This window comes from Rhodococcus shunpengi (assembly GCF_048381395.1).
Classification (GTDB): Bacteria; Actinomycetota; Actinomycetes; order Mycobacteriales; family Mycobacteriaceae; genus Rhodococcus.
Map to the genome: position 1 here is coordinate 25,855 of NZ_JBLWIU010000024.1, position 20,280 is coordinate 46,134.

Sequence of the window (20,280 nt, forward strand, 5' to 3'; positions counted from 1 at the left end):
CCCACGCCCGGAAGCGGGTCTGAGGAGGTTGTCGGAATGAAGGTTGTCCAGTCGAGGACGCGAGCTCGGAAGGTGAGGTTCGCTGCGGTCTCCGCGGCGGTCGTCGCCCTGCCGTTGTTCTTCGGCGGCGTGACCGCCGGGGCGGACCCGGTCGCGGACACGCTTCAGCCGATCGAGTCGGTGACCAGCGAGAACGGCTCCAAGATCACCCGTATCGAGAACTACGGCGAGCAGCAGCTGCTGGTCTACGTGTACTCCGCTTCGATGGACAAGGAGATCCTGCTCGACGTCTGGCGCCCGGCCGACACGAGCGAACCGCGCCCGACGCTGTACCTCCTCAACGGCGCCGGTGGCGGCGAGGACAGCGCGACCTGGCGCTTCCGTACCGACGCGATCGAGTTCTTCAAGGACAAGAACGTCAACATCGTCTCGCCGGTCGGCGGCAAGTGGAGCTACTACACCGACTGGAAGAACGAGGACCCGGAGCTCGGCGTCAACAAGTGGGAGACCTTCCTGACGAAGGAGATCCCGCCGCTGATCGACGCCGCGCTCGGCACCAACGGCGTCAACGCGATCGCCGGTCTGTCGTCCTCGGGTACGTCCGTCCTTCAGCTGCCCATCGCTGCCCCCGGCCTGTACCAGGGCGTCGCGGCCTACAGCGGGTGCGCGCAGACCTCCGACCCGATCGGTCAGCAGTTCGTCAAGCTCGTCGTCGAGACCTGGGGTGGCGGCGACACCCGCAACATGTGGGGCGAGCTCAATGATCCGGCCTGGGTCGAGAACGACCCCTACGTGCACGCCGAGGAGCTGCGCGGGCTCGATCTGTACATTTCCAACGGCACCGGACTGCCGGGTGTCCACGACACCCTGAACGGCCCGCAGATCGACGGTGAGGTCGACGTGCTCGCCAACCAGATCGTCGTCGGCGGTGTCATCGAGGCTGCGACCAACTACTGCACGCACAACCTCCGTGGCCGCCTCGACCAGCTGGGCATCCCCGCCACCTACAACTTCCGCGACTCCGGCACCCACTCGTGGGGTTACTGGCAGGACGACCTGAAGGATTCGTGGCCTGTCCTCGAAAAGGCCCTCGGTCTCTCGGACTGACAGGCTCTGCGACAGAGCAGAGCAGAAGGCCCCTACCGCTCGCGTAGCGGTAGGGGCCTTCTGCGTTCGGTGTTCGGTGTTCGACGGTCGACCGAGGTGCGACGGCGCTATCCGGCCTCGGGCGCCGGGCACGGCACGGAGTTTCCGGCCGCGTAGTCGGGGTCGAGGGCGGCCTTCACCAGGTGGAGCGATTCGGGCCGCATGAGGATCGTGGAGTGGTCGGCGGGGGAACTCGGGCAGCCGTCCTGGACCCACACGTTGCGGACCTCGGCGCCCGGTCCGGGCCGCAGGAACGAGCTCTCCGGTGGCGTGACGATCTGGTCGTAGCGCGTGGCGATCGACGTGTACGTCACGCCGGGACGGGTGTCGCCGTCCTTGTTGAGATTGCTGAGCATGCGCGAGCCGATCAACTGCTGCTGGCCGGCGGCACCGAGATCGGTGCCGCGGAACAACAACTCGGCCACCGCATCGCTGCCGTTAGTCAGGCCGAGCACGGCGAGCACCGTGTAGAGCTGCTGGAGACCGTTGAAGGTGGTGCCGTGGTTGGTCGCACCCAGCATCACGAGGTTCCGGACGCGGTTGAGGGCGGGATCGGCCGGGTTCGCGCCGCCCTCGAACTTCAGGTACTGGCGGGAGACGACACCACCCTGGGAGTGACCGACGAGATCGACCTGCCCGGCGCCGGTGTGCTCGAGGACCGCGTCGACGAACGTTCCGAGTTCCTCGGCGGACCTCTCGATGTTCGACACGCCCCACACCGTGCGATCGGGATCGAGATATCCCTGCGCGGCGCCGTAGTTCAATGCGTAGACGCAGTACCCGAGCCGTTCGAGTTCGGGCGCGACATAGGTCCATGTCGGGTACATGCCCGCCCCGGTGCCGTGCACGAGGACGACCGGACGTGGATGCTCCGGCGACGGTACACACCCGAGGTCGTTCGCACCGTCGACGCCCTGGCCCATCGTGCTCAGCAGGGCAGCGAGGCGACTGTCCGGCGCATCCGCCGAGGTGGGGAGCGGTACGGGAGCGGGGGCGGTGGCCGCCGGATCGGCGGCCCGCCGGTCGGACGGGATCGGATCGGCGGCCGAGATCGCCGGCGCGACGAGTGCCGATGCGGAGACGGCGAGGACGGCGACGCCGGACACGAGTGTGCTGCGACGAAAACGGAACATACGAAACTCCTCGGCGAACGCTCTGGGTACGGCGTTCACACGGGTCGGGATCGCGGGACAGCGTAACAGCAGGTCGCGGGGTGGTCCGGAGAGTGGAAGATCAATTCTGTTCGGCCGAGCGCCGGTATCCGACGACGGCGGGGACCACGAAGATCGCCACCATCCCGGCCGACCACAGGACGGTCTTCAGGAACGGTTCCGCGATCGGACCACCCATCGCGAGCGAGCGCATGGTGTCGATTGCGCAGGACATCGGCTGGTTCGCCACCACGGGTTGCAGCCAGCTCGGATATGCCATGACCGGCACGAACCCCGAGTTGAAGAACATGAGCAGGGTGCACAGGATCGAGACGGTCTCGACGAGGGGTGTGCGTCCCGGCAGGGTCGCCAGAGCCGTCACCATCATCGCGAATCCCAGACCGAAGATCAGCGGGACCACAAGGCTGAGCAGGGTGGGGCCGATGCCCTGCGTGAACCGGAAACCCAACGCCATGCCGGCGGCGAAGATCACGAGAGAGGTGACGAACACACGCACCATCTCCGCCATCAATCGTCCCACCAGACCGGACGAGCGGTGGACGGGCAGCGTGTGGAACCGGCTCAGCAGGCCGGAATCGCGTTCGGTGCGCAGCCCCACCGCGCTGACGACCGAGCCGAACATCGCGCCGACGAGCACGATCATGGGCACGGTGCCGAAGATCGACGAATAGCCCGTCGCGGCGGTGATGCTGTCGCCGAGCACGATGCGGAACATCACCAGGGTGAGCGCCGGATAGATGAGCGCCTGGATCATCGTGGCCGGATCGCGGGCCCACCGGAGCAGCAGGCGACCGCACTGCAGGCGGCTGTGCTCCCACAGTGCGCCGAGGGAACTCTCGCTGCGGACGCGATCCGGTTCGGGATAGGCGAAGGCGCGACCCGGAGTCCCTGCCCGCTCTCGCGATCGGGCCCGTGCCCGCTGTGTCTCGACGGTCTTGCTCATCGACTCACTCCCGCCTCGTCGCGGCCCACACGGCGCCCGGGATGCAGATCACGGCCAGCCCGATCATCCAGAACAGGCTCGGCCGGAAGACCTCCCAGGTCACGCCGTCCTGGGCCATGTCGCGCATCGCGAAGGAGAACTGCGAGATCGGCTGGTTGCGGACGAACGGTCTGATCCACTCGGGGAATCCCTCCTCGGGCACGAAACCGCACGAGAGCATCCCGAGGATCAGCTGCGGCAGGGTCAGCGCCTGCGCTGTGGCCTCGGGGCTCCGGGACAGACATCCGATCGCGTCGGCGCCCAGGCACAACAACAGGCTGATGATCAGTGCGGTCGCGCAGAACAACGCTGCCTGCCCGGGCCCGGCGGAGAAACGGAAACCGATGAGATAACCGAATCCGATCGCCGCGGCCAAGGAGATGACCGACCGCACCATGCTCGCCGTCATCCGTGACGCCAGGGGCGCCGCCGGGGCGACGGGCATCGTCTGCAGACGCGAGGTCACACCGGTCGTGCCCTCCTGCGCTGCCAGCTGCGCCGCGGAGATGGCGGTGAACGCCATCGACTGCAACACGATGATGGGCATCAGGAACTGCGCGTAGTCGATGCCCTGCAACTGCATCACGAACTTGAGCGGCAGATAGAAGCCGAGACCGAAGACGAACGGTGCCAGGACCGCGAGGACCAACTCGCCGTACCGCGCCATCGTGCGCAACGACCGGAGCGTCAGCACCCACCACTGCTCGACGCCCGACGGCGTGATCCGGCGGTGGACCCCTCCCCGACGTGCGGGAAGGGTGGACGGGGAGTCGGTGAACGAGACCGTGGAGGCTTCCGTCCCGCGGACCGTCTCGTCGGTGCGGGCCGTCACGGCCGCTCACCTGCCGGCGCAGGCTCCGCTCGTTCCGCCTCGGGCGGCGCTGTCGGGCCGTCGTTCGTGGGGCCACCGTCCGTCGGATCGCCGCCGTCGGAAGCGGAGTGCCCGGTGAGGCGGAGGAAGACGTCGTCGAGCGAGGGACGTCGCAGACCGATGTCGGCGAGTTCGATGCCCAGGGGTTCGATGCGCCGCAGCACCTCGGTGAGGGTCGCGGCGCCGTCCGGTGCCGGGACGGACACCCGATCCGTGTCGGGGACCGTACCCACCAGGACGTCCTGGGAGAGAAGACCGTTCAGGGCGTGCAGGATCTCGGGTATCGCCCGCGGGTCGGCCGGAACGATCTCGCATTGGGTGCCACCCGCGGAGGACTTCAGCTGGTTCGCGGTGCCCTCCGCGATCACGGTGCCTTTGTCGATGACGATGATGTTGTCGCTCAGCACGTCGGCCTCTTCGAGGTACTGCGTCGTCAGGAGCACCGTGATGCCCTGGTCCTTGAGCGCCCCCACCAGCGACCACACGCCCTGCCGGCTGCGCGGGTCGAGACCGGTGGTCGGCTCGTCGAGGAAGACCACCTTGGGACGGACCACGAGGCCGCACGCGATGTCGACCCGTCGGCGCATACCGCCGGAATAACCCTTCACGGGGCGACGACCGGCGTCGACGAGATCGAACTCCCGGAGCAGATCGTCGGCTCGCCGGGTGGCCGACTTCTTGTCCAGACCCATCAGGCGGCCGAACAGGATCAGGTTCTCCCGGCCGGTGAGGGTGTCGTCGAGCGCGGCGAACTGGCCGGTCATCATGATCGACCGCCGGACCGCTGCGGCGTCGGCGACCACATCGTGCCCGGCGACCACGGCGCGACCCGAGGTGGGACGCAACAGTGTCGACAGCACCTTGACCATCGTGGTCTTGCCGGCGCCGTTGGGGCCGAGGATGCCGAGGACACGGCCCGGCGGTGCAGAGAAGCTGATCCCGTCGAGTGCGTGGACGTCGCCGAACGACTTGTGGACGTCCTCCACGAGAACTGCCTGGTCGTGATCGCTCACATCACACCCCGCCGTAGATCTCGGTCCCCGTCGGGGACGGGTCGGTCCGTCACCGTCGGAATCGTACCGGTGCGCACGATCCCGGGAGGGGCGGACGGACATGCGCGTCGGCGCCGACGTCCGTTCCCCTCGGGGTGTTCACGCCGGTCGGTCAGGACCAGACGCCGAGATCTTCGAGGTGTTCGACGAGTCGGTGGGCCCCGTCGGTGAAGTGTTCGCGCGTCTCGCGTCCGGCGGCCTCGACGTCACCGGTGCGCAGCGCCTGCAGCAACCGCTCGTGTGAGGCGATCGCCGCCGTCCCCCAGTTGCGATCGTCGGAGTAGAAGTGCACGGGGGTGTACCGGGTCGCGTTGTGGAGGAACCACGCGAGCTTGCGCGAACGCGCCACCCGGTTCAACGTCCGGTGGAACTCGAATTCGAGGTCCTCGATGCGCGCGCCGTCACCGGCCCGCACGGCCTCGGCGAAACGCGCGGCCAGCTCGTCGAGCTCCGCGAGGGTCTCGGCCGTCATCAGGGTCGCGGCGCGCTCCACGAGCCGCTCGGCGAGTCTGCCCTGGAGCCAGAAGATGTCGTCGATGTCCGATCTGTCGAGCGGGGACACCACGTACCCGCGATGGGGGACGAGTTCGACGAGCCCCTCACCACGGAGGGTCAGCAGAGCCTCGCGCACCGGGGTCACGCTCACCCCGAGGTCGGCCGCGGTCTCGTCCAGACGGACGAAATCGCCGGGTCGCACACCGCCGGACATGATGAGGTTTCTCACGTGCGCCGCCACGTCGTCCGAGAGCTGCGGTCGCCGACGAATCTTCGGGGACCGTGATGATCCGGACGAAGCGGACGAGTTCATGGCATGCGCCTTCCTCTGATGGACGGCTCGCATTATCACCGCACGGTCTCGGCGGCATCACGGCCGGGGGTGACATGTGGCACACATTCCCCGCCTCGCCCGGATCGTGACGCAGTCCGTGGTTTGGTTGGCGGGGTGAGCACCGGAGTATCACGCCGACGGTTACTGGGAGGGGCCGCCGGCGGATTGTTCGCGTGGGGTGCGACCGCGGGGAGCGGTCGTGCGGCTCCGCCACGCAGGCTCCCTCCACCCGACACCGTCACCGTCACCGATCCCGCGAGGATGAGTGCGGTCGAGGCGGCGGCGCTGCTGCACGCCGGCGAACTGCACCCCCGGGAACTGCTCGACGCCTGTCTGGACCGCACCCGCTCGTACGACGGAGCGATCGGTGCGTGGATCCGGCTCTACCCCGAGATCGCCTACGCGGCGGCCGACGCGGCGGGGGAGCGGCTCGCCCGCGCGCGCCGCGACCAGGCCCCGGCACCGCTCGTGTGCGGGCTTCCGATCGCTCTCAAGGACATCTTCGCGGTCTCCGGACTTCCGCTCACCGCGTCGAGTCGCGTCCTCGAGGGCAACATCGCGGCCGGGCACTCGGGTGTGTGGCGCCGACTCGAGGACGCCGGCGCGGTGCTCATGGGGCACGCGCACACCGACGAATTCGCGATCGGTGTCGCCACCCCGCAGGTGGGCAACCCGTGGAACACCGAGATGTCGCCCGGCGGATCGTCCGGCGGCAGCGCGGCCGTGCTCGCCGCGCGGTTCGCGCCCCTCGCGCTCGGCAGCGACACCGGCGGTTCGGTCCGGTTCCCGGCGAGCGCCTGTGGTGTCTCCTCGATCAAGCCGACCTACGGGCGCATCACCTCGCACGGCATGATCCCGCTGACCTGGACCCGCGACCACGTGGGTCCGATGGGCCGCAGCGTCGCGGACGCGTCCCTGATGATGACCGTGCTCGCGGGCGCGGACCCGGCCGACCCGATCACGGCACTCGGCCCCGACGTTCCCGAGGGCGGTTACCCGGTGACGGCGGCCGGGGGAGCGAGTCCCCTCGCCGGCGTGCGCATCGGGCTGCCCGTGAACACGAATCCCGCACCTCCCGAGGCCGTGCAGCGCGTCGTCGACGACGCGGCGCGGGTGGCGGAGTCGCTCGGCGCGGTCACCGTCCCGGTGACGATGCCGCCGCTGCCCGAATCTCTCGCGACCGGCGATCAGGTCGAGATGGGCGCCTACCACCAGCAGTTCACCGACCGGCTCGGCCTGTACCGCCCCGAGAACGCGGTGGCCGCAGGCACGGCGGTGGCCTCGCTGGCCGTGCCGGTGGGCGACTACCTCACCTTCGAACGCGACCGCCTGCGCTACCAGAGCGACTACAACCGGATGTTCGTCGACCAGGATCTCGACGCGATCATGCTGCCCGGCGCCTCCGTCGACGGCGCACGACGCCAGGAGTTCCTCGGCATCAGTGTCACGGCCGGAGTGACGGGCCCCGTGCGCTGGGCGAACTACTCCGGTGCCCCCGTGGTGACCCTGCCTGCCGGGTACTCCGCCGCGACGGGGATGCCGGTCGGTGTGCAGCTCGGTGCGCGGCCGTGGCAGGACGAACGTCTCATCGGCATCGGGCTCGAACTGCAGGAGGCACTGCCGATCTGGCGCGACGAGCCGCAGCTCGTCGCCGCCGGCGCACGGGTCCCCGAGGTCGCGCTGGTGCCGCCGGGCCCCGGTCCCGACCCGACGAATACGATCGGGGCGGCCGCTCCGGTTCGGACCCTGCCGATGAACCCCATCGGCTAGGCTCGACCACGCGGACCCGACCGCGCGGCGTATCGCCGAGGTGCACATCACGCACCGTCGTGAGTTGAACTCTCGGCCGTGCTCCTGCATACTGGTCGGGTTGCCTTGACCGGGCCATGGATGTTTCGCGGCTCGGAACGGGAAAGACGTGACAGTCGCGGATCGAGCCTCACGGCCTGGTCGCGGCCACATGCAAGACGGAAGCAGTACCCCTGTGCGCTCCTGCGGAGCGCAGCCGGTTCCGTTCCTTGCGGTGTCGAAGCCTTCGAGCATCGACGCCGGGGAATGAGCGGCGGGCCGACACGCCCGACCGCGTGGACCGGAGAACAATGACAGATGAACAGCGGCAAGCGGATCGGATACGTCCGGCTCGCACTGTGTTTCGAGTGCTGTTCTCGGTCGCCGTTCCCTGGGGAACTGTGCAGACGAGGTGGTTTCCGGCTCCGCCGGGGATCACGAAACGCGGCAAGAAAAGGACACTAAGCGTGGCGGGACAGAAGATCCGCATCAGGCTCAAGGCCTATGACCACGAGGCGATCGACGCATCTGCGCGCAAGATCGTCGAGACGGTGACCCGTACGGGTGCCCGCGTGGTCGGCCCGGTGCCGTTGCCCACTGAAAAGAACGTGTACTGCGTCATCCGCTCGCCGCACAAGTACAAGGACTCGCGCGAGCACTTCGAGATGCGGACGCACAAGCGGCTCATCGACATTCTCGACCCGACGCCGAAGACCGTCGACGCGCTCATGCGCATCGATCTCCCGGCGAGTGTCGACGTCAACATTCAGTGACATTCGATTACAGCGAGCTTGTGAAAGACGCAGCGGAGACAACACATGACTAACCAGATCAAGGGAATCCTGGGCACCAAGCTCGGCATGACCCAGGTCTTCGACGAGAACAACCGGGTCGTTCCGGTCACCGTCGTCAAGGCCGGACCGAACGTGGTCACGCAGATCCGCACCGAGGAGCGCGACGGCTACAACGCCGTGCAGCTCGCCTACGGTGCCATCGCGCCGCGCAAGGTCAACAAGCCGGTTCGCGGCCAGTTCGAGAAGGCCGGCGTCACGCCGCGCCGTCACCTGGTCGAGCTCCGGATCGAGGACGCCTCCGAGTACGAGGTCGGCCAGGAACTCACCGCAGAGGTGTTCGAGGACGGCGCCTACGTCGACGTCACCGGCACCTCGAAGGGCAAGGGCTTCGCCGGCACGATGAAGCGTCACGGCTTCGCCGGCCAGGGTGCGTCGCACGGTACGCAGGCCGTGCACCGTCGTCCGGGCTCCATCGGTGGTTGCGCCACCCCGGGCCGCGTGTTCAAGGGCACGCGCATGTCCGGCCGTATGGGCTCCGACCGCATCACGACGCAGAACCTCTCGGTCCACAAGGTGGACGCCGAGAACGGTCTGCTGCTGATCAAGGGCGCGATCCCGGGTCGCAAGGGCGGCCTCGTGATCGTCAAGACCGCAGTGAAGGGTGGTGCACGGGCATGACCAGCACCGAGACCGCAACCAAGCTGACCCTGGACGTCAAGGCCCCCGGTGGCCAGACCTCCGGCTCCGTCGATCTCCCCGCCGAGATCTTCGACGCTCCCGCGAACATCGCGCTGCTGCACCAGGTCGTCACCGCGCAGCTCGCCGCGGCCCGCCAGGGAACGCACGCCACCAAGACCCGCGGCGAGGTTCGCGGCGGTGGCAAGAAGCCGTACCGCCAGAAGGGCACCGGCCGCGCACGTCAGGGCTCGACCCGTGCGCCGCAGTTCGCCGGCGGTGGCACCGTCCACGGCCCGCAGCCGCGCGACTACAGCCAGCGCACCCCCAAGAAGATGAAGGCCGCCGCCCTGCGCGGAGCCCTCTCCGACCGGGCGCGCAACGAGCGCATCCACGTGATCACCGAACTCGTCCCCGGTCAGACCCCGTCGACGAAGAGTGCTCGCACGTTCCTGGGCGAGATCAGCGACCGCAAGAAGGTCCTGCTCGTCGTCGGCCGTGAAGACGTGGCGGCGTGGAAGTCGGTTCAGAACCTTCCCAACGTCCACGCGCTCGCGCCGGATCAGCTGAACACCTACGACGTGCTCTACAGCGATGACGTCGTGTTCAGCGTCGAGGCGCTCAACACGTTCATCCACGGGCCGGCCGAGTCCGGCCAGGAAGTGAAGGAGGAGAGCAAGTGAGCACGATCGCCGATCCTCGCGACATCCTGCTGGCTCCCGTCGTCTCCGAGAAGTCCTACGGGCTGATGGAAGAGGGCACCTACACCTTCCTGGTCCACCCGGACTCGAACAAGACGCAGATCAAGATTGCCGTCGAGAAGGTCTTCGGCGTCAAGGTGAGCAGCGTCAACACCGCCAACCGTCAGGGCAAGCGCAAGCGGACCCGGTTCGGTTACGGCAAGCGCAAGAACACCAAGCGCGCGCTCGTGACCCTCACGGCCGACAGCAAGCCCATCGAGATCTTCGGAGGCCCGGTCGCCTAGCGATCGGAACTCTCGAGAGATAGAGGACGAGAAGACTCATGGCAATCCGTAAGTACAAGCCGACTACGCCGGGCCGTCGTGGCGCCAGCGTGGCGGACTTCGCCGAGATCACTCGGTCGACGCCCGAGAAGTCGCTGGTGCGCCCGCTGCACGGTCGCGGTGGACGTAACGCGCACGGCCGCATCACCACCCGTCACAAGGGTGGCGGACACAAGCGCGCCTACCGCCTGATCGATTTCCGTCGCAACGACAAGGACGGCGTGCCGGCCAAGGTCGCTCACATCGAGTACGACCCCAACCGCACCGCGCGCATCGCGCTGCTCCACTACGTGGACGGCGAGAAGCGCTACATCATCGCCCCCAAGGGCCTCGTGCAGGGTGCCCCGGTCGAGTCGGGCCCCAACGCCGACATCAAGCCCGGCAACAACCTGCCGCTGCGCAACATCCCGACGGGTACGACCATCCACGCGGTCGAGCTGCGTCCGGGTGGCGGCGCCAAGATGGCCCGCTCCGCCGGTGCGAGCATCCAGCTCCTCGGTAAGGAAGGCACCTACGCCACGCTGCGTATGCCCTCCGGCGAGATCCGTCGCGTCGACGTGCGCTGCCGCGCCACCGTCGGCGAGGTCGGCAACGCCGAGCAGTCGAACATCAACTGGGGCAAGGCCGGCCGTATGCGCTGGAAGGGCAAGCGCCCGACCGTCCGTGGTGTCGTGATGAACCCGGTCGACCACCCGCACGGTGGTGGCGAGGGCAAGACCTCGGGTGGTCGCCACCCGGTCAGCCCGTGGGGCAAGCCCGAGGGCCGCACCCGCAAGAACAAGGCGTCCGACAAGCTCATCGTCCGTCGTCGCCGTACCGGCAAGAAGCGCTAGTCAAGGAGGGAGTTAGAGAATGCCACGCAGCCTCAAGAAGGGCCCGTTCGTCGACGACCACCTCCTGGCGAAGGTGGACACGCAGAACGAGAAGGGCACCAAGCAGGTCATCAAGACCTGGTCGCGCCGTTCCACGATTCTGCCCGACTTCATCGGTCATACGTTCGCTGTCCACGATGGACGCAAGCACGTGCCGGTGTTCGTCTCGGAGTCCATGGTCGGTCACAAGCTCGGTGAGTTCGCGCCGACCCGTACGTTCAAGGGCCACATCAAGGACGACCGGAAGAGCAAGCGTCGATGAGCACTGAAACCACCACCAACAGCGCTCGGGCTGTTGCGCGCCACGTGCGTGTGACCCCGATGAAGGCGCGCCGCGTCGTCGACATCGTTCGCGGTAAGTCCGTCGAGGAGGCCCTGGCCATCCTCAAGTTCGCGCCGCAGGCCGCGGCCGAGCCGGTCGCCAAGGTGATCGCGTCGGCCGCTGCGAACGCGCAGAACAACTACAACCTCGACCCCAGCACGCTCGTCGTCGCGACTGCGTACGTGGACGAGGGCGCGACCCTGAAGCGGTTCCAGCCGCGTGCCCAGGGCCGTGCGTTCCGCATCCGCAAGCGGTCGAGCCACATCACCGTGATCGTGGAAAGCGTCGGGTCGGCCTCGACTCGTAACCGCCGGAAGGGAGCTCAGTAGTGGGCCAGAAGATCAACCCGCACGGCTTCCGTCTGGGCGTCACCACCGACTGGAAGTCTCGTTGGTACGCGGACAAGCAGTACGCGGACTACGTCAAGGAAGATGTCGCGATCCGCAAGTTCCTGGCCTCCGGCCTCGAGCGCGCCGGCATCGCGAAGGTCGAGATCGAGCGCACCCGCGACCGTGTGCGTGTGGACATCCACACCGCTCGTCCGGGCATCGTCATCGGACGCCGCGGCGCCGAGGCCGATCGCATCCGCGCCGAGCTCGAGAAGCTGACCGGTAAGCAGGTCCAGCTGAACATCCTCGAGGTCAAGAACTCCGAGTCCGAGGCTCAGCTCGTGGCGCAGGGCGTCGCCGAGCAGCTCTCGAACCGTGTCGCCTTCCGTCGTGCGATGCGCAAGGCCATCCAGTCGGCCATGCGTCAGCCGAACGTCAAGGGCATCCGCGTGCAGTGCTCGGGCCGCCTCGGTGGCGCCGAGATGTCGCGTTCGGAGTTCTACCGCGAAGGTCGCGTCCCGCTGCACACGCTGCGCGCGGACATCGACTACGGCCTCTACGAGGCACGGACCACCTTCGGCCGTATCGGCGTGAAGGTCTGGATCTACAAGGGCGACATCGTCGGTGGCCGTCGTGAGCTTGCTGCTGCTGCAGCTGCTCCCGCCGACCGGCCGCGTCGTGAGCGTCCGAGCCGCCCGCGTCGTTCCGGCGCGTCGGGCACCACCGCGACGAGCACCGAGGCCGGCCGCGCCGCATCGAGCGACGCCCCTGCCTCGACCGAGAACAAGGAGGGCTGACGCAATGTTGATCCCCCGGCGGGTCAAACACCGCAAGCAGCACCATCCGAGCCGTACGGGTGCCGCCAAGGGCGGAACCCAGGTGGCCTTCGGTGACTACGGCATCCAGGCTCTCGAGCCGGCCTACATCACCAACCGGCAGATCGAGTCCGCTCGTATCGCCATGACCCGGCACATCAAGCGTGGCGGCAAGATCTGGATCAACATCTTCCCGGATCGCCCCCTCACCAAGAAGCCTGCCGAGACCCGCATGGGTTCCGGTAAGGGTTCGCCGGAGTGGTGGGTCGCGAACGTCAAGCCCGGTCGCGTGCTGTTCGAGATGAGCTACCCCAACGAGGAGATTGCGCGCGAGGCCCTGCGTCGCGCGATGCACAAGCTCCCCTGCAAGTGCCGCATCGTGACGAGGGAGGAGCAGTTCTGATGGCTACCGGTACCCCCGCCGCGGAACTCCGCGAGCTGAGCGACGAAGAGCTGACCGACAAGCTCCGCGAAGCCAAGGAAGAGCTGTTCAACCTCCGCTTCCAGATGGCCACCGGTCAGCTGGACAACAACCGTCGGCTCCGCGTCGTGCGCAACGAGATCGCCCGTATCTACACGGTGCTGCGCGAGCGCGAGCTCGGACTGGCCACCGGCCCGAATGCGGGTGACGTGGCATGAGTGAGGAAAAGGCAGTGAGCAACCAGGAACAGCGCGCGAGCCGCAAGGTCCGCATCGGTTACGTCGTCTCGGACAAGATGGAGAAGACCATCGTCGTCGAGCTCGAGGACCGTGTGAAGCACCCGCTGTACGGCAAGATCATCCGCCGTACGACCAAGGTGAAGGCGCACGACGAGAACGGTCTGGCCGGCATCGGCGACCGCGTGCAGCTGATGGAGACCCGTCCGCTGTCCGCGTCGAAGCGCTGGCGTCTGGTCGAGGTGCTCGAGAAGGCCAAGTAAGGCCTCCTCGTCCTCGAGAGGACCGAGAACATGCAGCACCCCACCACCCGCACCGCGGGTGGTGGGGTGCTGTGCGTCCGGTAGTAGGTGCAGCCCTCGCGTGGGGGACGGTGGACGTCGCTGCGACACGCCCGGTGCCGGGGTGGGGAGTGACATCACAATTCGCGAATTTGCCCTGCGTACGGTATATGGCCTACTCTGGACGGGTTGCTTACAGGACCCGTGTGTGATTCGCACGTGCGCTGCAGGCAGCCGACGACCGCGTACGTCCAGGTCGGAAATCTGACGTACACACCAATCCAGGTCAAGGAGAAGTAAGTGATCCAGCAGGAGTCGCGACTGCGCGTCGCCGACAACACGGGTGCCAAGGAGATCCTCTGCATCCGCGTTCTCGGTGGCTCGTCCCGTCGCTACGCCGGAATCGGTGACGTCATCGTCGCCACCGTCAAGGACGCGATCCCCGGCGGCAACGTCAAGCGTGGCGATGTCGTCAAGGCCGTGATCGTGCGCACCGCCAAGGAGCGCCGCCGTCCGGACGGTTCCTACATCAAGTTCGACGAGAACGCTGCCGTCATCATCAAGGGCGACAACGATCCTCGCGGCACCCGCATCTTCGGACCCGTCGGTCGCGAGCTCCGCGACAAGCGGTTCATGAAGATCGTCTCGCTCGCTCCGGAGGTGCTGTGATGAAGGTGCACAAGGGTGACACCGTGCTCGTCATCTCGGGCAAGGACAAGGGCGCCAAGGGCAAGGTCATCGCGGCCTACCCGGCGACCGGCAAGGTCCTCGTCGAGGGCGTGAACCGTATCAAGAAGCACACCGCCGTCTCTGCGAACGAGCGTGGCGCCTCCTCCGGCGGCATCGTGACGCAGGAGGCCCCGATCCACGTTTCCAACGTTGCGGTCGTCGACTCGGACGGAAACCCCACCCGCGTGGGCTACCGCACCGATGAGGAAACCGGCAAGCGCGTTCGGATTTCCCGGAAGAACGGGAAGGACCTCTGACATGACTTCCACCGAGAACAAGACCCAGCCGCGCCTGAAGGCCCGCTACCGCGCCGAGATCAAGGACGCGCTGAACGCGGAGTTCGACTACGCGAACGTCATGCAGATCCCCGGCGTCGTGAAGGTCGTCGTCAACATGGGTGTCGGCGACGCCGCCCGCGACGCGAAGCTCATCAACGGAGCCGTCAACGACCTCGCGCTCATCACCGGTCAGAAGCCGGAGATCCGTAAGGCCCGCAAGTCCATCGCACAGTTCAAGCTGCGCGAGGGCATGCCGATCGGTGCGCGCGTCACGCTGCGCGGCGACCGCATGTGGGAGTTCCTGGACCGTCTCGTGTCCATCGCGCTTCCCCGTATCCGGGACTTCCGTGGCCTCAACGGCAACCAGTTCGACGGCAACGGCAACTACACGTTCGGCCTGAACGAGCAGTCGATGTTCCACGAGATCGACGTGGACCGCATCGACCGCCCGCGCGGCATGGACATCACTGTCGTGACCACCGCTACCAACAACGAAGAAGGCCGTGCCCTGCTCAAGCACCTCGGCTTCCCGTTCAAGGAGAACTGAGCCCATGGCTAAGAAGGCACTGGTCAACAAGGCCAACAAGAAGCCGAAGTTCGCGGTGCGCGCCTACACCCGCTGCCAGCGCTGCGGGCGCCCGCACTCGGTCTTCCGCAAGTTCGGACTCTGCCGCATCTGCCTTCGCGAGATGGCACACCGCGGAGAACTTCCGGGAGTTCACAAGAGCTCCTGGTGACGTGAGCGGTGGGCGGAGGACCGAGTAGTTCTCCGCCCACTGTCACGCTGTCATGGGTTCGTCGCCGATCCGGCCGACGAATCCGCTATCGAACCGAGTTTCGATGTAGGCCCACGGCCGGCACGTTCCGGCGTTGCATGGGAACCGCATCGAGAAAGGTGAACAGGTCAGCCATGACCATGACCGACCCCATCGCAGACTTCTTGACGCGTCTGCGTAACGCCAACACGGCGTACCACGACGAGGTCAAGCTCCCGTCCTCGAAGATCAAGGTGAACATCGCCGAGATCCTCAAGCGCGAGGGCTACATCTCCGACTACCGCACCGAGGACGCCGAGGTGGGCAAGACCCTCATCGTCGACCTCAAGTACGGACCTTCCCGTGAGCGCAGCCTCGCCGGCGTGCGTCGCGTGTCGAAGCCCGGCCTGCGCGTGTACGCGAAATCCACCAACCTGCCCAAGGTCCTGGGCGGCCTCGGCGTGGCGATCATCTCCACGTCCTCCGGTCTGCTCACCGATCGCCAGGCGGCCAAGCAGGGAGTGGGCGGGGAAGTCCTCGCCTACGTCTGGTAAAGGGAGGCCACCACAATGTCGCGAATCGGAAAACTCCCCGTTGCAGTTCCTTCGGGCGTCGAGGTCACCATCGACGGCCAGGATGTTGCAGTCAAGGGCCCCAAGGGCAACCTGTCCCTGACGATCGCCGAGCCGATCGCCATCGCCAAGGGCGAGGACGGGGCAATCAACGTCACGCGCCCGAACGACGAGCGTCGCAGCCGTGCGCTGCACGGCCTGTCGCGGACGCTCGTGCAGAACCTCATCGTCGGCGTGACCGAGGGTTACACCACGAAGATGGAGATCCACGGCGTCGGCTACCGCGTGGCTCTCAAGGGCAAGGACCTCGAGTTCTCGCTCGGCTACAGCCACCCCGTGCTGATCGAGGCTCCCGAGGGCATCACGTTCGCCGTCGAGAACCCCACGCGCTTCTCGATCTCGGGCATCGACAAGCAGAAGGTCGGCCAGATCGCGGCCAACATCCGCCGGCTGCGCAAGTCCGACCCGTACAAGGGCAAGGGCATCCGCTACGAGGGTGAACAGGTCCGTCGCAAGGTCGGAAAGACGGGTAAGTGATCATGAGCCAGACCGAGAACCAGAAGGCCAAGCGCATCCCGCGCGGCAAGGACGCCTCCACCACGCGTCGCCTTTCGAAGACGCGTCGTCACTTCCGCCTCCGCAAGAAGATCTCCGGCACCGCCGAGCGTCCCCGCCTCGTCGTCAACCGGTCGTCGCGCCACCTGCACGTGCAGCTGGTCGACGATCTGACGGGCACCACCCTCGCCGCAGCGTCGTCCATCGAACCCGATGTGCGCGCTCTCGAGGGCGACAAGAAGGCTCGCGGCGCGAAGGTCGGTCAGCTGATCGCCGAGCGCGCGAAGGCTGCCGGCGTGGAAGCCGTGGTCTTCGACCGCGGTGGCCACACCTACAGCGGACGCATCGCGGCCCTCGCGGACGCGGCTCGCGAAAGCGGGTTGAAGTTCTGATGACCATTTTCTCGAACGGAAGGAACGCCTGATGCCGGGACGTCAGCGGCGTGACGGCGGCAACGGCCCCGCCGGACAGAACCCCAACAGCGGTGACAACCGTGGCGGTCGCGACCGCCGCGACCGCGACTCGCGCGGCGGCAACGCTGCCGAGAAGTCGAATTACATCGAGCGTGTCGTCTCGATCAACCGTGTGTCGAAGGTCGTCAAGGGCGGTCGTCGCTTCAGCTTCACCGCTCTGGTGATCGTGGGCGACGGCAACGGCCTGGTCGGTGTCGGCTACGGCAAGGCCAAGGAAGTTCCCGCGGCCATCCAGAAGGGTGTCGAGGAAGCTCGCAAGAACTTCTTCCGCGTCCCGCTCATCGGCGGAACCATCACCCACCCCGTCCAGGGAGAGGCTGCAGCCGGTGTCGTCCTGCTGCGTCCGGCTTCCCCCGGTACCGGTGTCATCGCCGGTGGCGCTGTGCGCGCGGTGCTGGAGTGCGCGGGTGTCCACGACATCCTGTCGAAGTCGCTCGGCTCCGACAACGCCATCAATGTGGTGCACGCGACGGTTGCGGCCCTCAAGGGTCTGCAGCGTCCCGAGGAAGTTGCGGCTCGCCGTGGCCTCACCCTCGAGGAAGTTGCCCCCGCCGGCATGCTGCGCGCCCGTGCACAGGCTGCTGGGAGCGTGAAGTAATGGCAGAGCTGAAGATCACCCAGATCAAGAGCACCATCGGGGCCAAGTCGAATCAGCGCGACAGCCTCCGGACCCTCGGTCTGCGGAAGATCCGCCAGTCCGTCGTCCGCGAGGACAACGCGCAGAACCGCGGCCTCATCAACGTGGTGCGTCACCTCGTCACTGTTGAGGAGGTCTGAGAATGACCATCAAGCTGCATCACCTGCGCCCGGCTCCGGGTGCGAAGACGGACAAGACCCGCGTCGGACGCGGTGAAGGTTCGAAGGGCAAGACCGCCGGCCGCGGTACGAAGGGCACGAAGGCACGCAAGAACGTGTCGCCGGCCTTCGAGGGTGGCCAGATGCCCATCCACATGCGTCTGCCGAAGCTCAAGGGCTTCAAGAACGCATTCCGTACCGAGTACCAGATCGTCAACGTCGGGGACATCGCTCGCGTGTTCCCCGAGGGTGGACAGATCGGTGTCGCGGACCTCGTGGCGAAGGGTCTGGTTCGCAAGAACCAGCTCGTCAAGGTCCTCGGCGAGGGCGAGCTGACGGTGGCCGTGCAGGTCACCGCCGACAAGTTCTCGGCCTCCGCTCAGGAGAAGATCGCTGCAGCCGGTGGCAGCGCGACCGTCCAGGCCTGACCTGTACTTTCGCGTGTGAGTCACGGCTGTCGAACGGCCGCGGTGCAGATAGCTGCACCGCGGCCGTTCGCGCGTTCACAGCGGTGTCATAGTCTGCGTTCGCAGCGGTGACATAGGCTACCGGGCTACCCCTCTCATCGGGGCCCACTGTTAGAGTTTCAGAGTTGTCTACCGTCCGACGGATCCCTCTCGATCCGTCGTCCCCGATCGGCCCGCCAGGAGGATCTTTGCTTTCCGCCTTCGTCTCGGCCCTCAGGACACCGGACCTGAGGCGGAAGATTCTCATCGCCCTCGGGCTCGTGGCGCTGTACCGCCTCGGTGCTACCGTGCCGTCCCCGGGCGTCGACTACGGCAACGTCCAGGCCTGTGTCGATCAGCTCGCCGGCAGCGAGCAGGCCGGCATCTACTCGCTGATCAATCTGTTCTCCGGCGGCGCGCTACTGCAGTTGTCGGTCTTCGCGATCGGCATCATGCCGTTCATCACCGCGAGCATCATCGTCCAGCTGCTCACCGTGGTCATTCCACGATTCGAGGAACTGCGCAAGGAGGGCCAGTCCGGCCAGGCCAAGATGACGCAGTACACGCGTTATCTCGCCGTCGCGCTCGCCGTCCTGCAGGCCACCGGCATCGTCGCCCTCGCCGCCCGAGGGCAGCTGCTGCAGGGCTGTTCGGAGCCGATCCTCGCCGACGACAGCATCTTCGGGATGGTCGTCATCGTGCTGGTGATGACCGCCGGTGCCGCCGTCGTCATGTGGTTCGGTGAGCTCATCACCGAACGCGGTGTCGGCAACGGCATGTCGCTGCTGATCTTCGCCGGTATCGCGGCCGCGCTGCCGAGCGAGGGTCGCATGATCCTCGAATCCCGCGGCGGCCTCGTCTTCGCGATCGTCTGTGTCGTGGCCCTGGCGCTCATCACGGGCGTCGTGTTCATCGAGCAGGGTCAGCGCCGGATCCCGGTGCAGTACGCCAAGCGCATGGTCGGCCGTCGTATGTACGGCGGGTCGTCGACCTACCTGCCGTTGAAGGTCAACCAGGCGGGCATCATCCCCGTGATCTTCGCGTCGTCGCTGCTGTACCTGCCCAACCTCGTTGCGCAGCTCACCGGTGCCACGACGAACCCGGATCCGAGTTGGTGGCAGCGGATCATCAACGAGTACCTGGTCAATCCGAACAACCCGGTCTACATCGCGATCTACTTCGCCCTGATCGTGTTCTTCGTCTTCTTCTACGTCGCCATCACCTTCAATCCGGAGGAGCGGGCCGACGAGATGAAGAAGTACGGCGGTTTCATCCCGGGCATCCGCCCCGGTCGCCCGACCGCCGAATATCTCAGTTTCGTGCTCAACCGCATCACGGTTCCGGGCTCGATCTACCTCGGTCTCATCGCGACGCTGCCGAACTTCTTCCTGTCCGGCAGCCAGACGGCCTCGAGCATCTTCGGTGGCGCCGCGGTTCTCATTCTCGTCAGTGTCGCGCTGGACACTGTCAAGCAGATCGAAAGTCAACTGATGCAGCGCAACTACGAAGGGTTCCTCAAGTGAGACTTGTACTGCTCGGTCCTCCCGGTGCCGGCAAGGGCACACAGGCCGCGATTCTGTCCGAGAAGCTCGGCGTCCCCGCCATCTCGACGGGCGATCTTTTCCGCGCGAACATCGGGCAGGGCACCCCGCTCGGCGTCGAGGCCAAGAAGTACATCGACGCGGGGGAGCTCGTTCCCGCCGAGATCACCAACAACATGGTGCGTGAGCGTCTGGCGGAGCCCGACGCCGCCAACGGCTTCCTCCTCGACGGCTTCCCGCGCAGCGTGGAGCAGGCCAAGGAACTCGAGAACATCCTGAAGGATCTCGGCGTCGAGCTCGACGGCGTGTTGTCCTTCGTCATCGACGAGGACGTCGTGGTCGAGCGCATGCTCGCCCGCGGTCGCGCCGACGACACCGAAGACGTGATCCGCAACCGTCTCCGGGTCTACCGTGAGGAGACGGCCCCGCTGCTCGACTACTACGCCGACTCGATCATCACGGTCGACGCGATCGGTGAGGTCGAGGAGATCAATTCGCGGGCTCTGTCCGCACTCGGAAAGTAGACG

The 20,280-nt window shown here is 66.8% G+C and carries 30 protein-coding genes; 25 read left to right on the plus strand and 5 right to left on the minus strand.

Going from position 1 to position 20,280, the window contains the following annotated elements:
• Positions 1 to 36 precede the first annotated feature (36 nt).
• Positions 37 to 1,107 (plus strand): alpha/beta hydrolase, encoded by a 1,071-nt coding sequence (locus tag ACNJ7K_RS12315; protein ID WP_487041755.1) that lies wholly within the window; start codon positions 37 to 39, stop codon positions 1,105 to 1,107.
• Between the two features lie 107 nt (positions 1,108 to 1,214).
• Here the strand turns inward: ACNJ7K_RS12315 and ACNJ7K_RS12320 are convergent, their stop codons facing one another.
• The 5 genes from ACNJ7K_RS12320 to ACNJ7K_RS12340 form a co-directional block, all read right to left on the minus strand.
• The gene (locus ACNJ7K_RS12320) at positions 1,215 to 2,279 is read right to left on the minus strand and encodes an esterase/lipase family protein (RefSeq protein ID WP_120279965.1); all 1,065 of its coding nucleotides are present in this window, start codon (positions 2,277 to 2,279) and stop codon (positions 1,215 to 1,217) included.
• A gap of 100 nt (positions 2,280 to 2,379) precedes the next feature.
• Positions 2,380 to 3,261, minus strand: coding sequence for an ABC transporter permease (locus ACNJ7K_RS12325; RefSeq protein ID WP_088897611.1), 882 nt, complete (start codon positions 3,259 to 3,261; stop codon positions 2,380 to 2,382).
• Between the two features lie 4 nt (positions 3,262 to 3,265).
• Complete coding sequence (locus ACNJ7K_RS12330; protein WP_159417809.1) at positions 3,266 to 4,132, minus strand: ABC transporter permease; 867 nt, start codon at positions 4,130 to 4,132, stop codon at positions 3,266 to 3,268.
• The gene (locus ACNJ7K_RS12335; protein WP_159417810.1) at positions 4,129 to 5,184 is read right to left on the minus strand and encodes an ATP-binding cassette domain-containing protein; all 1,056 of its coding nucleotides are present in this window, start codon (positions 5,182 to 5,184) and stop codon (positions 4,129 to 4,131) included. The genes ACNJ7K_RS12330 and ACNJ7K_RS12335 overlap by 4 nt, the downstream gene beginning before the upstream one ends.
• 151 nt (positions 5,185 to 5,335) lie before the next feature.
• A complete protein-coding gene (locus ACNJ7K_RS12340; protein WP_051424840.1) occupies positions 5,336 to 6,031 on the minus strand; it encodes a GntR family transcriptional regulator in 696 nt (231 codons plus the stop codon).
• A gap of 282 nt (positions 6,032 to 6,313) precedes the next feature.
• Between ACNJ7K_RS12340 and ACNJ7K_RS12345 the strand changes: the two genes are divergently transcribed.
• The 24 genes from ACNJ7K_RS12345 to ACNJ7K_RS12460 all read left to right on the plus strand — a co-directional run bounded on the left by ACNJ7K_RS12345 (position 6,314) and on the right by ACNJ7K_RS12460 (position 20,277).
• On the plus strand, positions 6,314 to 7,822 hold the full coding sequence (locus ACNJ7K_RS12345; protein ID WP_041803423.1) for an amidase: 1,509 nt from the start codon (positions 6,314 to 6,316) through the stop codon (positions 7,820 to 7,822).
• Between the two features lie 485 nt (positions 7,823 to 8,307).
• On the plus strand, positions 8,308 to 8,613 hold the full coding sequence (gene rpsJ / locus ACNJ7K_RS12350) for a 30S ribosomal protein S10 (protein WP_003938093.1): 306 nt from the start codon (positions 8,308 to 8,310) through the stop codon (positions 8,611 to 8,613).
• A 45-nt stretch (positions 8,614 to 8,658) separates the two neighbouring features.
• Positions 8,659 to 9,312, plus strand: coding sequence for a 50S ribosomal protein L3 (rplC, locus tag ACNJ7K_RS12355; RefSeq protein WP_006554610.1), 654 nt, complete (start codon positions 8,659 to 8,661; stop codon positions 9,310 to 9,312).
• Positions 9,309 to 9,992, plus strand: a complete 684-nt coding sequence (gene rplD / locus ACNJ7K_RS12360) for a 50S ribosomal protein L4 (RefSeq protein ID WP_159417811.1) — start codon at positions 9,309 to 9,311, stop codon at positions 9,990 to 9,992. Before rplC ends, rplD begins: the two co-directional genes overlap by 4 nt.
• Positions 9,989 to 10,294 (plus strand): 50S ribosomal protein L23, encoded by a 306-nt coding sequence (gene rplW, locus ACNJ7K_RS12365; RefSeq protein ID WP_006554608.1) that lies wholly within the window; start codon positions 9,989 to 9,991, stop codon positions 10,292 to 10,294. Before rplD ends, rplW begins: the two co-directional genes overlap by 4 nt.
• A 38-nt stretch (positions 10,295 to 10,332) precedes the next feature.
• The gene (gene rplB, locus ACNJ7K_RS12370) at positions 10,333 to 11,166 is read left to right on the plus strand and encodes a 50S ribosomal protein L2 (RefSeq protein WP_024101620.1); all 834 of its coding nucleotides are present in this window, start codon (positions 10,333 to 10,335) and stop codon (positions 11,164 to 11,166) included.
• Positions 11,167 to 11,185: 19 nt separating this feature from the next.
• Positions 11,186 to 11,467: a 30S ribosomal protein S19 gene (rpsS, locus tag ACNJ7K_RS12375; RefSeq protein WP_003938088.1), complete on the plus strand. Its 282-nt coding sequence runs from the start codon at positions 11,186 to 11,188 to the stop codon at positions 11,465 to 11,467.
• A complete protein-coding gene (gene rplV / locus ACNJ7K_RS12380) occupies positions 11,464 to 11,856 on the plus strand; it encodes a 50S ribosomal protein L22 (protein WP_006554606.1) in 393 nt (130 codons plus the stop codon). The genes rpsS and rplV overlap by 4 nt, the downstream gene beginning before the upstream one ends.
• Positions 11,856 to 12,653 carry a 30S ribosomal protein S3 gene (rpsC, locus tag ACNJ7K_RS12385; RefSeq protein ID WP_006554605.1) on the plus strand — a complete coding sequence of 266 codons (798 nt, stop codon included), beginning with the start codon at positions 11,856 to 11,858 and terminating at the stop codon, positions 12,651 to 12,653. The genes rplV and rpsC overlap by 1 nt, the downstream gene beginning before the upstream one ends.
• A gap of 4 nt (positions 12,654 to 12,657) precedes the next feature.
• On the plus strand, positions 12,658 to 13,074 hold the full coding sequence (rplP, locus tag ACNJ7K_RS12390; protein WP_006554604.1) for a 50S ribosomal protein L16: 417 nt from the start codon (positions 12,658 to 12,660) through the stop codon (positions 13,072 to 13,074).
• A complete protein-coding gene (gene rpmC / locus ACNJ7K_RS12395; protein WP_006554603.1) occupies positions 13,074 to 13,310 on the plus strand; it encodes a 50S ribosomal protein L29 in 237 nt (78 codons plus the stop codon). Before rplP ends, rpmC begins: the two co-directional genes overlap by 1 nt.
• Positions 13,307 to 13,591 (plus strand): 30S ribosomal protein S17, encoded by a 285-nt coding sequence (gene rpsQ, locus ACNJ7K_RS12400; protein ID WP_024101619.1) that lies wholly within the window; start codon positions 13,307 to 13,309, stop codon positions 13,589 to 13,591. Before rpmC ends, rpsQ begins: the two co-directional genes overlap by 4 nt.
• 318 nt (positions 13,592 to 13,909) lie before the next feature.
• On the plus strand, positions 13,910 to 14,278 hold the full coding sequence (gene rplN / locus ACNJ7K_RS12405) for a 50S ribosomal protein L14 (RefSeq protein WP_006554601.1): 369 nt from the start codon (positions 13,910 to 13,912) through the stop codon (positions 14,276 to 14,278).
• Positions 14,278 to 14,595 carry a 50S ribosomal protein L24 gene (gene rplX, locus ACNJ7K_RS12410; protein WP_006554600.1) on the plus strand — a complete coding sequence of 106 codons (318 nt, stop codon included), beginning with the start codon at positions 14,278 to 14,280 and terminating at the stop codon, positions 14,593 to 14,595. The genes rplN and rplX overlap by 1 nt, the downstream gene beginning before the upstream one ends.
• A gap of 1 nt (position 14,596) precedes the next feature.
• Positions 14,597 to 15,163, plus strand: coding sequence for a 50S ribosomal protein L5 (gene rplE, locus ACNJ7K_RS12415; RefSeq protein ID WP_120279963.1), 567 nt, complete (start codon positions 14,597 to 14,599; stop codon positions 15,161 to 15,163).
• 4 nt (positions 15,164 to 15,167) lie between these two features.
• Positions 15,168 to 15,353, plus strand: coding sequence for a type Z 30S ribosomal protein S14 (locus ACNJ7K_RS12420; RefSeq protein ID WP_006554598.1), 186 nt, complete (start codon positions 15,168 to 15,170; stop codon positions 15,351 to 15,353).
• Between the two features lie 173 nt (positions 15,354 to 15,526).
• A complete protein-coding gene (gene rpsH, locus ACNJ7K_RS12425; protein WP_006554597.1) occupies positions 15,527 to 15,925 on the plus strand; it encodes a 30S ribosomal protein S8 in 399 nt (132 codons plus the stop codon).
• Positions 15,926 to 15,940: 15 nt separating this feature from the next.
• On the plus strand, positions 15,941 to 16,480 hold the full coding sequence (gene rplF, locus ACNJ7K_RS12430; protein ID WP_060654861.1) for a 50S ribosomal protein L6: 540 nt from the start codon (positions 15,941 to 15,943) through the stop codon (positions 16,478 to 16,480).
• A gap of 2 nt (positions 16,481 to 16,482) precedes the next feature.
• The gene (gene rplR, locus ACNJ7K_RS12435; RefSeq protein WP_006554595.1) at positions 16,483 to 16,890 is read left to right on the plus strand and encodes a 50S ribosomal protein L18; all 408 of its coding nucleotides are present in this window, start codon (positions 16,483 to 16,485) and stop codon (positions 16,888 to 16,890) included.
• Positions 16,891 to 16,921: 31 nt separating this feature from the next.
• Positions 16,922 to 17,569, plus strand: coding sequence for a 30S ribosomal protein S5 (gene rpsE, locus ACNJ7K_RS12440; RefSeq protein WP_006554594.1), 648 nt, complete (start codon positions 16,922 to 16,924; stop codon positions 17,567 to 17,569).
• A complete protein-coding gene (rpmD, locus tag ACNJ7K_RS12445) occupies positions 17,569 to 17,748 on the plus strand; it encodes a 50S ribosomal protein L30 (protein ID WP_006554593.1) in 180 nt (59 codons plus the stop codon). The genes rpsE and rpmD overlap by 1 nt, the downstream gene beginning before the upstream one ends.
• Before the next feature lie 2 nt (positions 17,749 to 17,750).
• Positions 17,751 to 18,194: a 50S ribosomal protein L15 gene (gene rplO / locus ACNJ7K_RS12450; RefSeq protein WP_006554592.1), complete on the plus strand. Its 444-nt coding sequence runs from the start codon at positions 17,751 to 17,753 to the stop codon at positions 18,192 to 18,194.
• Between the two features lie 227 nt (positions 18,195 to 18,421).
• Complete coding sequence (gene secY, locus ACNJ7K_RS12455; RefSeq protein WP_006554591.1) at positions 18,422 to 19,735, plus strand: preprotein translocase subunit SecY; 1,314 nt, start codon at positions 18,422 to 18,424, stop codon at positions 19,733 to 19,735.
• Positions 19,732 to 20,277 carry an adenylate kinase gene (locus tag ACNJ7K_RS12460; protein ID WP_006554590.1) on the plus strand — a complete coding sequence of 182 codons (546 nt, stop codon included), beginning with the start codon at positions 19,732 to 19,734 and terminating at the stop codon, positions 20,275 to 20,277. Before secY ends, ACNJ7K_RS12460 begins: the two co-directional genes overlap by 4 nt.
• Positions 20,278 to 20,280 lie beyond the last annotated feature (3 nt).

Coding starts and splice junctions, on each gene's coding strand:
- rplV (WP_006554606.1), top strand. CDS start 11,464: ATGAGCACTGAAACCACCACCAACAGCGCTCGGGCTGTTGCGCGCCAC.
- rplD (WP_159417811.1), top strand. CDS start 9,309: ATGACCAGCACCGAGACCGCAACCAAGCTGACCCTGGACGTCAAGGCC.
- rplP (WP_006554604.1), top strand. CDS start 12,658: ATGTTGATCCCCCGGCGGGTCAAACACCGCAAGCAGCACCATCCGAGC.
- ACNJ7K_RS12345 (WP_041803423.1), top strand. CDS start 6,314: ATGAGTGCGGTCGAGGCGGCGGCGCTGCTGCACGCCGGCGAACTGCAC.
- ACNJ7K_RS12325 (WP_088897611.1), bottom strand. CDS start 3,261: ATGAGCAAGACCGTCGAGACACAGCGGGCACGGGCCCGATCGCGAGAG.
- rpsS (WP_003938088.1), top strand. CDS start 11,186: ATGCCACGCAGCCTCAAGAAGGGCCCGTTCGTCGACGACCACCTCCTG.
- rplC (WP_006554610.1), top strand. CDS start 8,659: ATGACTAACCAGATCAAGGGAATCCTGGGCACCAAGCTCGGCATGACC.
- ACNJ7K_RS12340 (WP_051424840.1), bottom strand. CDS start 6,031: ATGAACTCGTCCGCTTCGTCCGGATCATCACGGTCCCCGAAGATTCGT.
- rplE (WP_120279963.1), top strand. CDS start 14,597: ATGACTTCCACCGAGAACAAGACCCAGCCGCGCCTGAAGGCCCGCTAC.
- rpsE (WP_006554594.1), top strand. CDS start 16,922: ATGCCGGGACGTCAGCGGCGTGACGGCGGCAACGGCCCCGCCGGACAG.
- rplO (WP_006554592.1), top strand. CDS start 17,751: ATGACCATCAAGCTGCATCACCTGCGCCCGGCTCCGGGTGCGAAGACG.
- rpsH (WP_006554597.1), top strand. CDS start 15,527: ATGACCATGACCGACCCCATCGCAGACTTCTTGACGCGTCTGCGTAAC.
- rplR (WP_006554595.1), top strand. CDS start 16,483: ATGAGCCAGACCGAGAACCAGAAGGCCAAGCGCATCCCGCGCGGCAAG.
- ACNJ7K_RS12315 (WP_487041755.1), top strand. CDS start 37: ATGAAGGTTGTCCAGTCGAGGACGCGAGCTCGGAAGGTGAGGTTCGCT.
- rpmD (WP_006554593.1), top strand. CDS start 17,569: ATGGCAGAGCTGAAGATCACCCAGATCAAGAGCACCATCGGGGCCAAG.
- rpmC (WP_006554603.1), top strand. CDS start 13,074: ATGGCTACCGGTACCCCCGCCGCGGAACTCCGCGAGCTGAGCGACGAA.
- rplX (WP_006554600.1), top strand. CDS start 14,278: ATGAAGGTGCACAAGGGTGACACCGTGCTCGTCATCTCGGGCAAGGAC.
- rplB (WP_024101620.1), top strand. CDS start 10,333: ATGGCAATCCGTAAGTACAAGCCGACTACGCCGGGCCGTCGTGGCGCC.
- rpsQ (WP_024101619.1), top strand. CDS start 13,307: ATGAGTGAGGAAAAGGCAGTGAGCAACCAGGAACAGCGCGCGAGCCGC.
- ACNJ7K_RS12420 (WP_006554598.1), top strand. CDS start 15,168: ATGGCTAAGAAGGCACTGGTCAACAAGGCCAACAAGAAGCCGAAGTTC.
- rplF (WP_060654861.1), top strand. CDS start 15,941: ATGTCGCGAATCGGAAAACTCCCCGTTGCAGTTCCTTCGGGCGTCGAG.
- ACNJ7K_RS12320 (WP_120279965.1), bottom strand. CDS start 2,279: ATGTTCCGTTTTCGTCGCAGCACACTCGTGTCCGGCGTCGCCGTCCTC.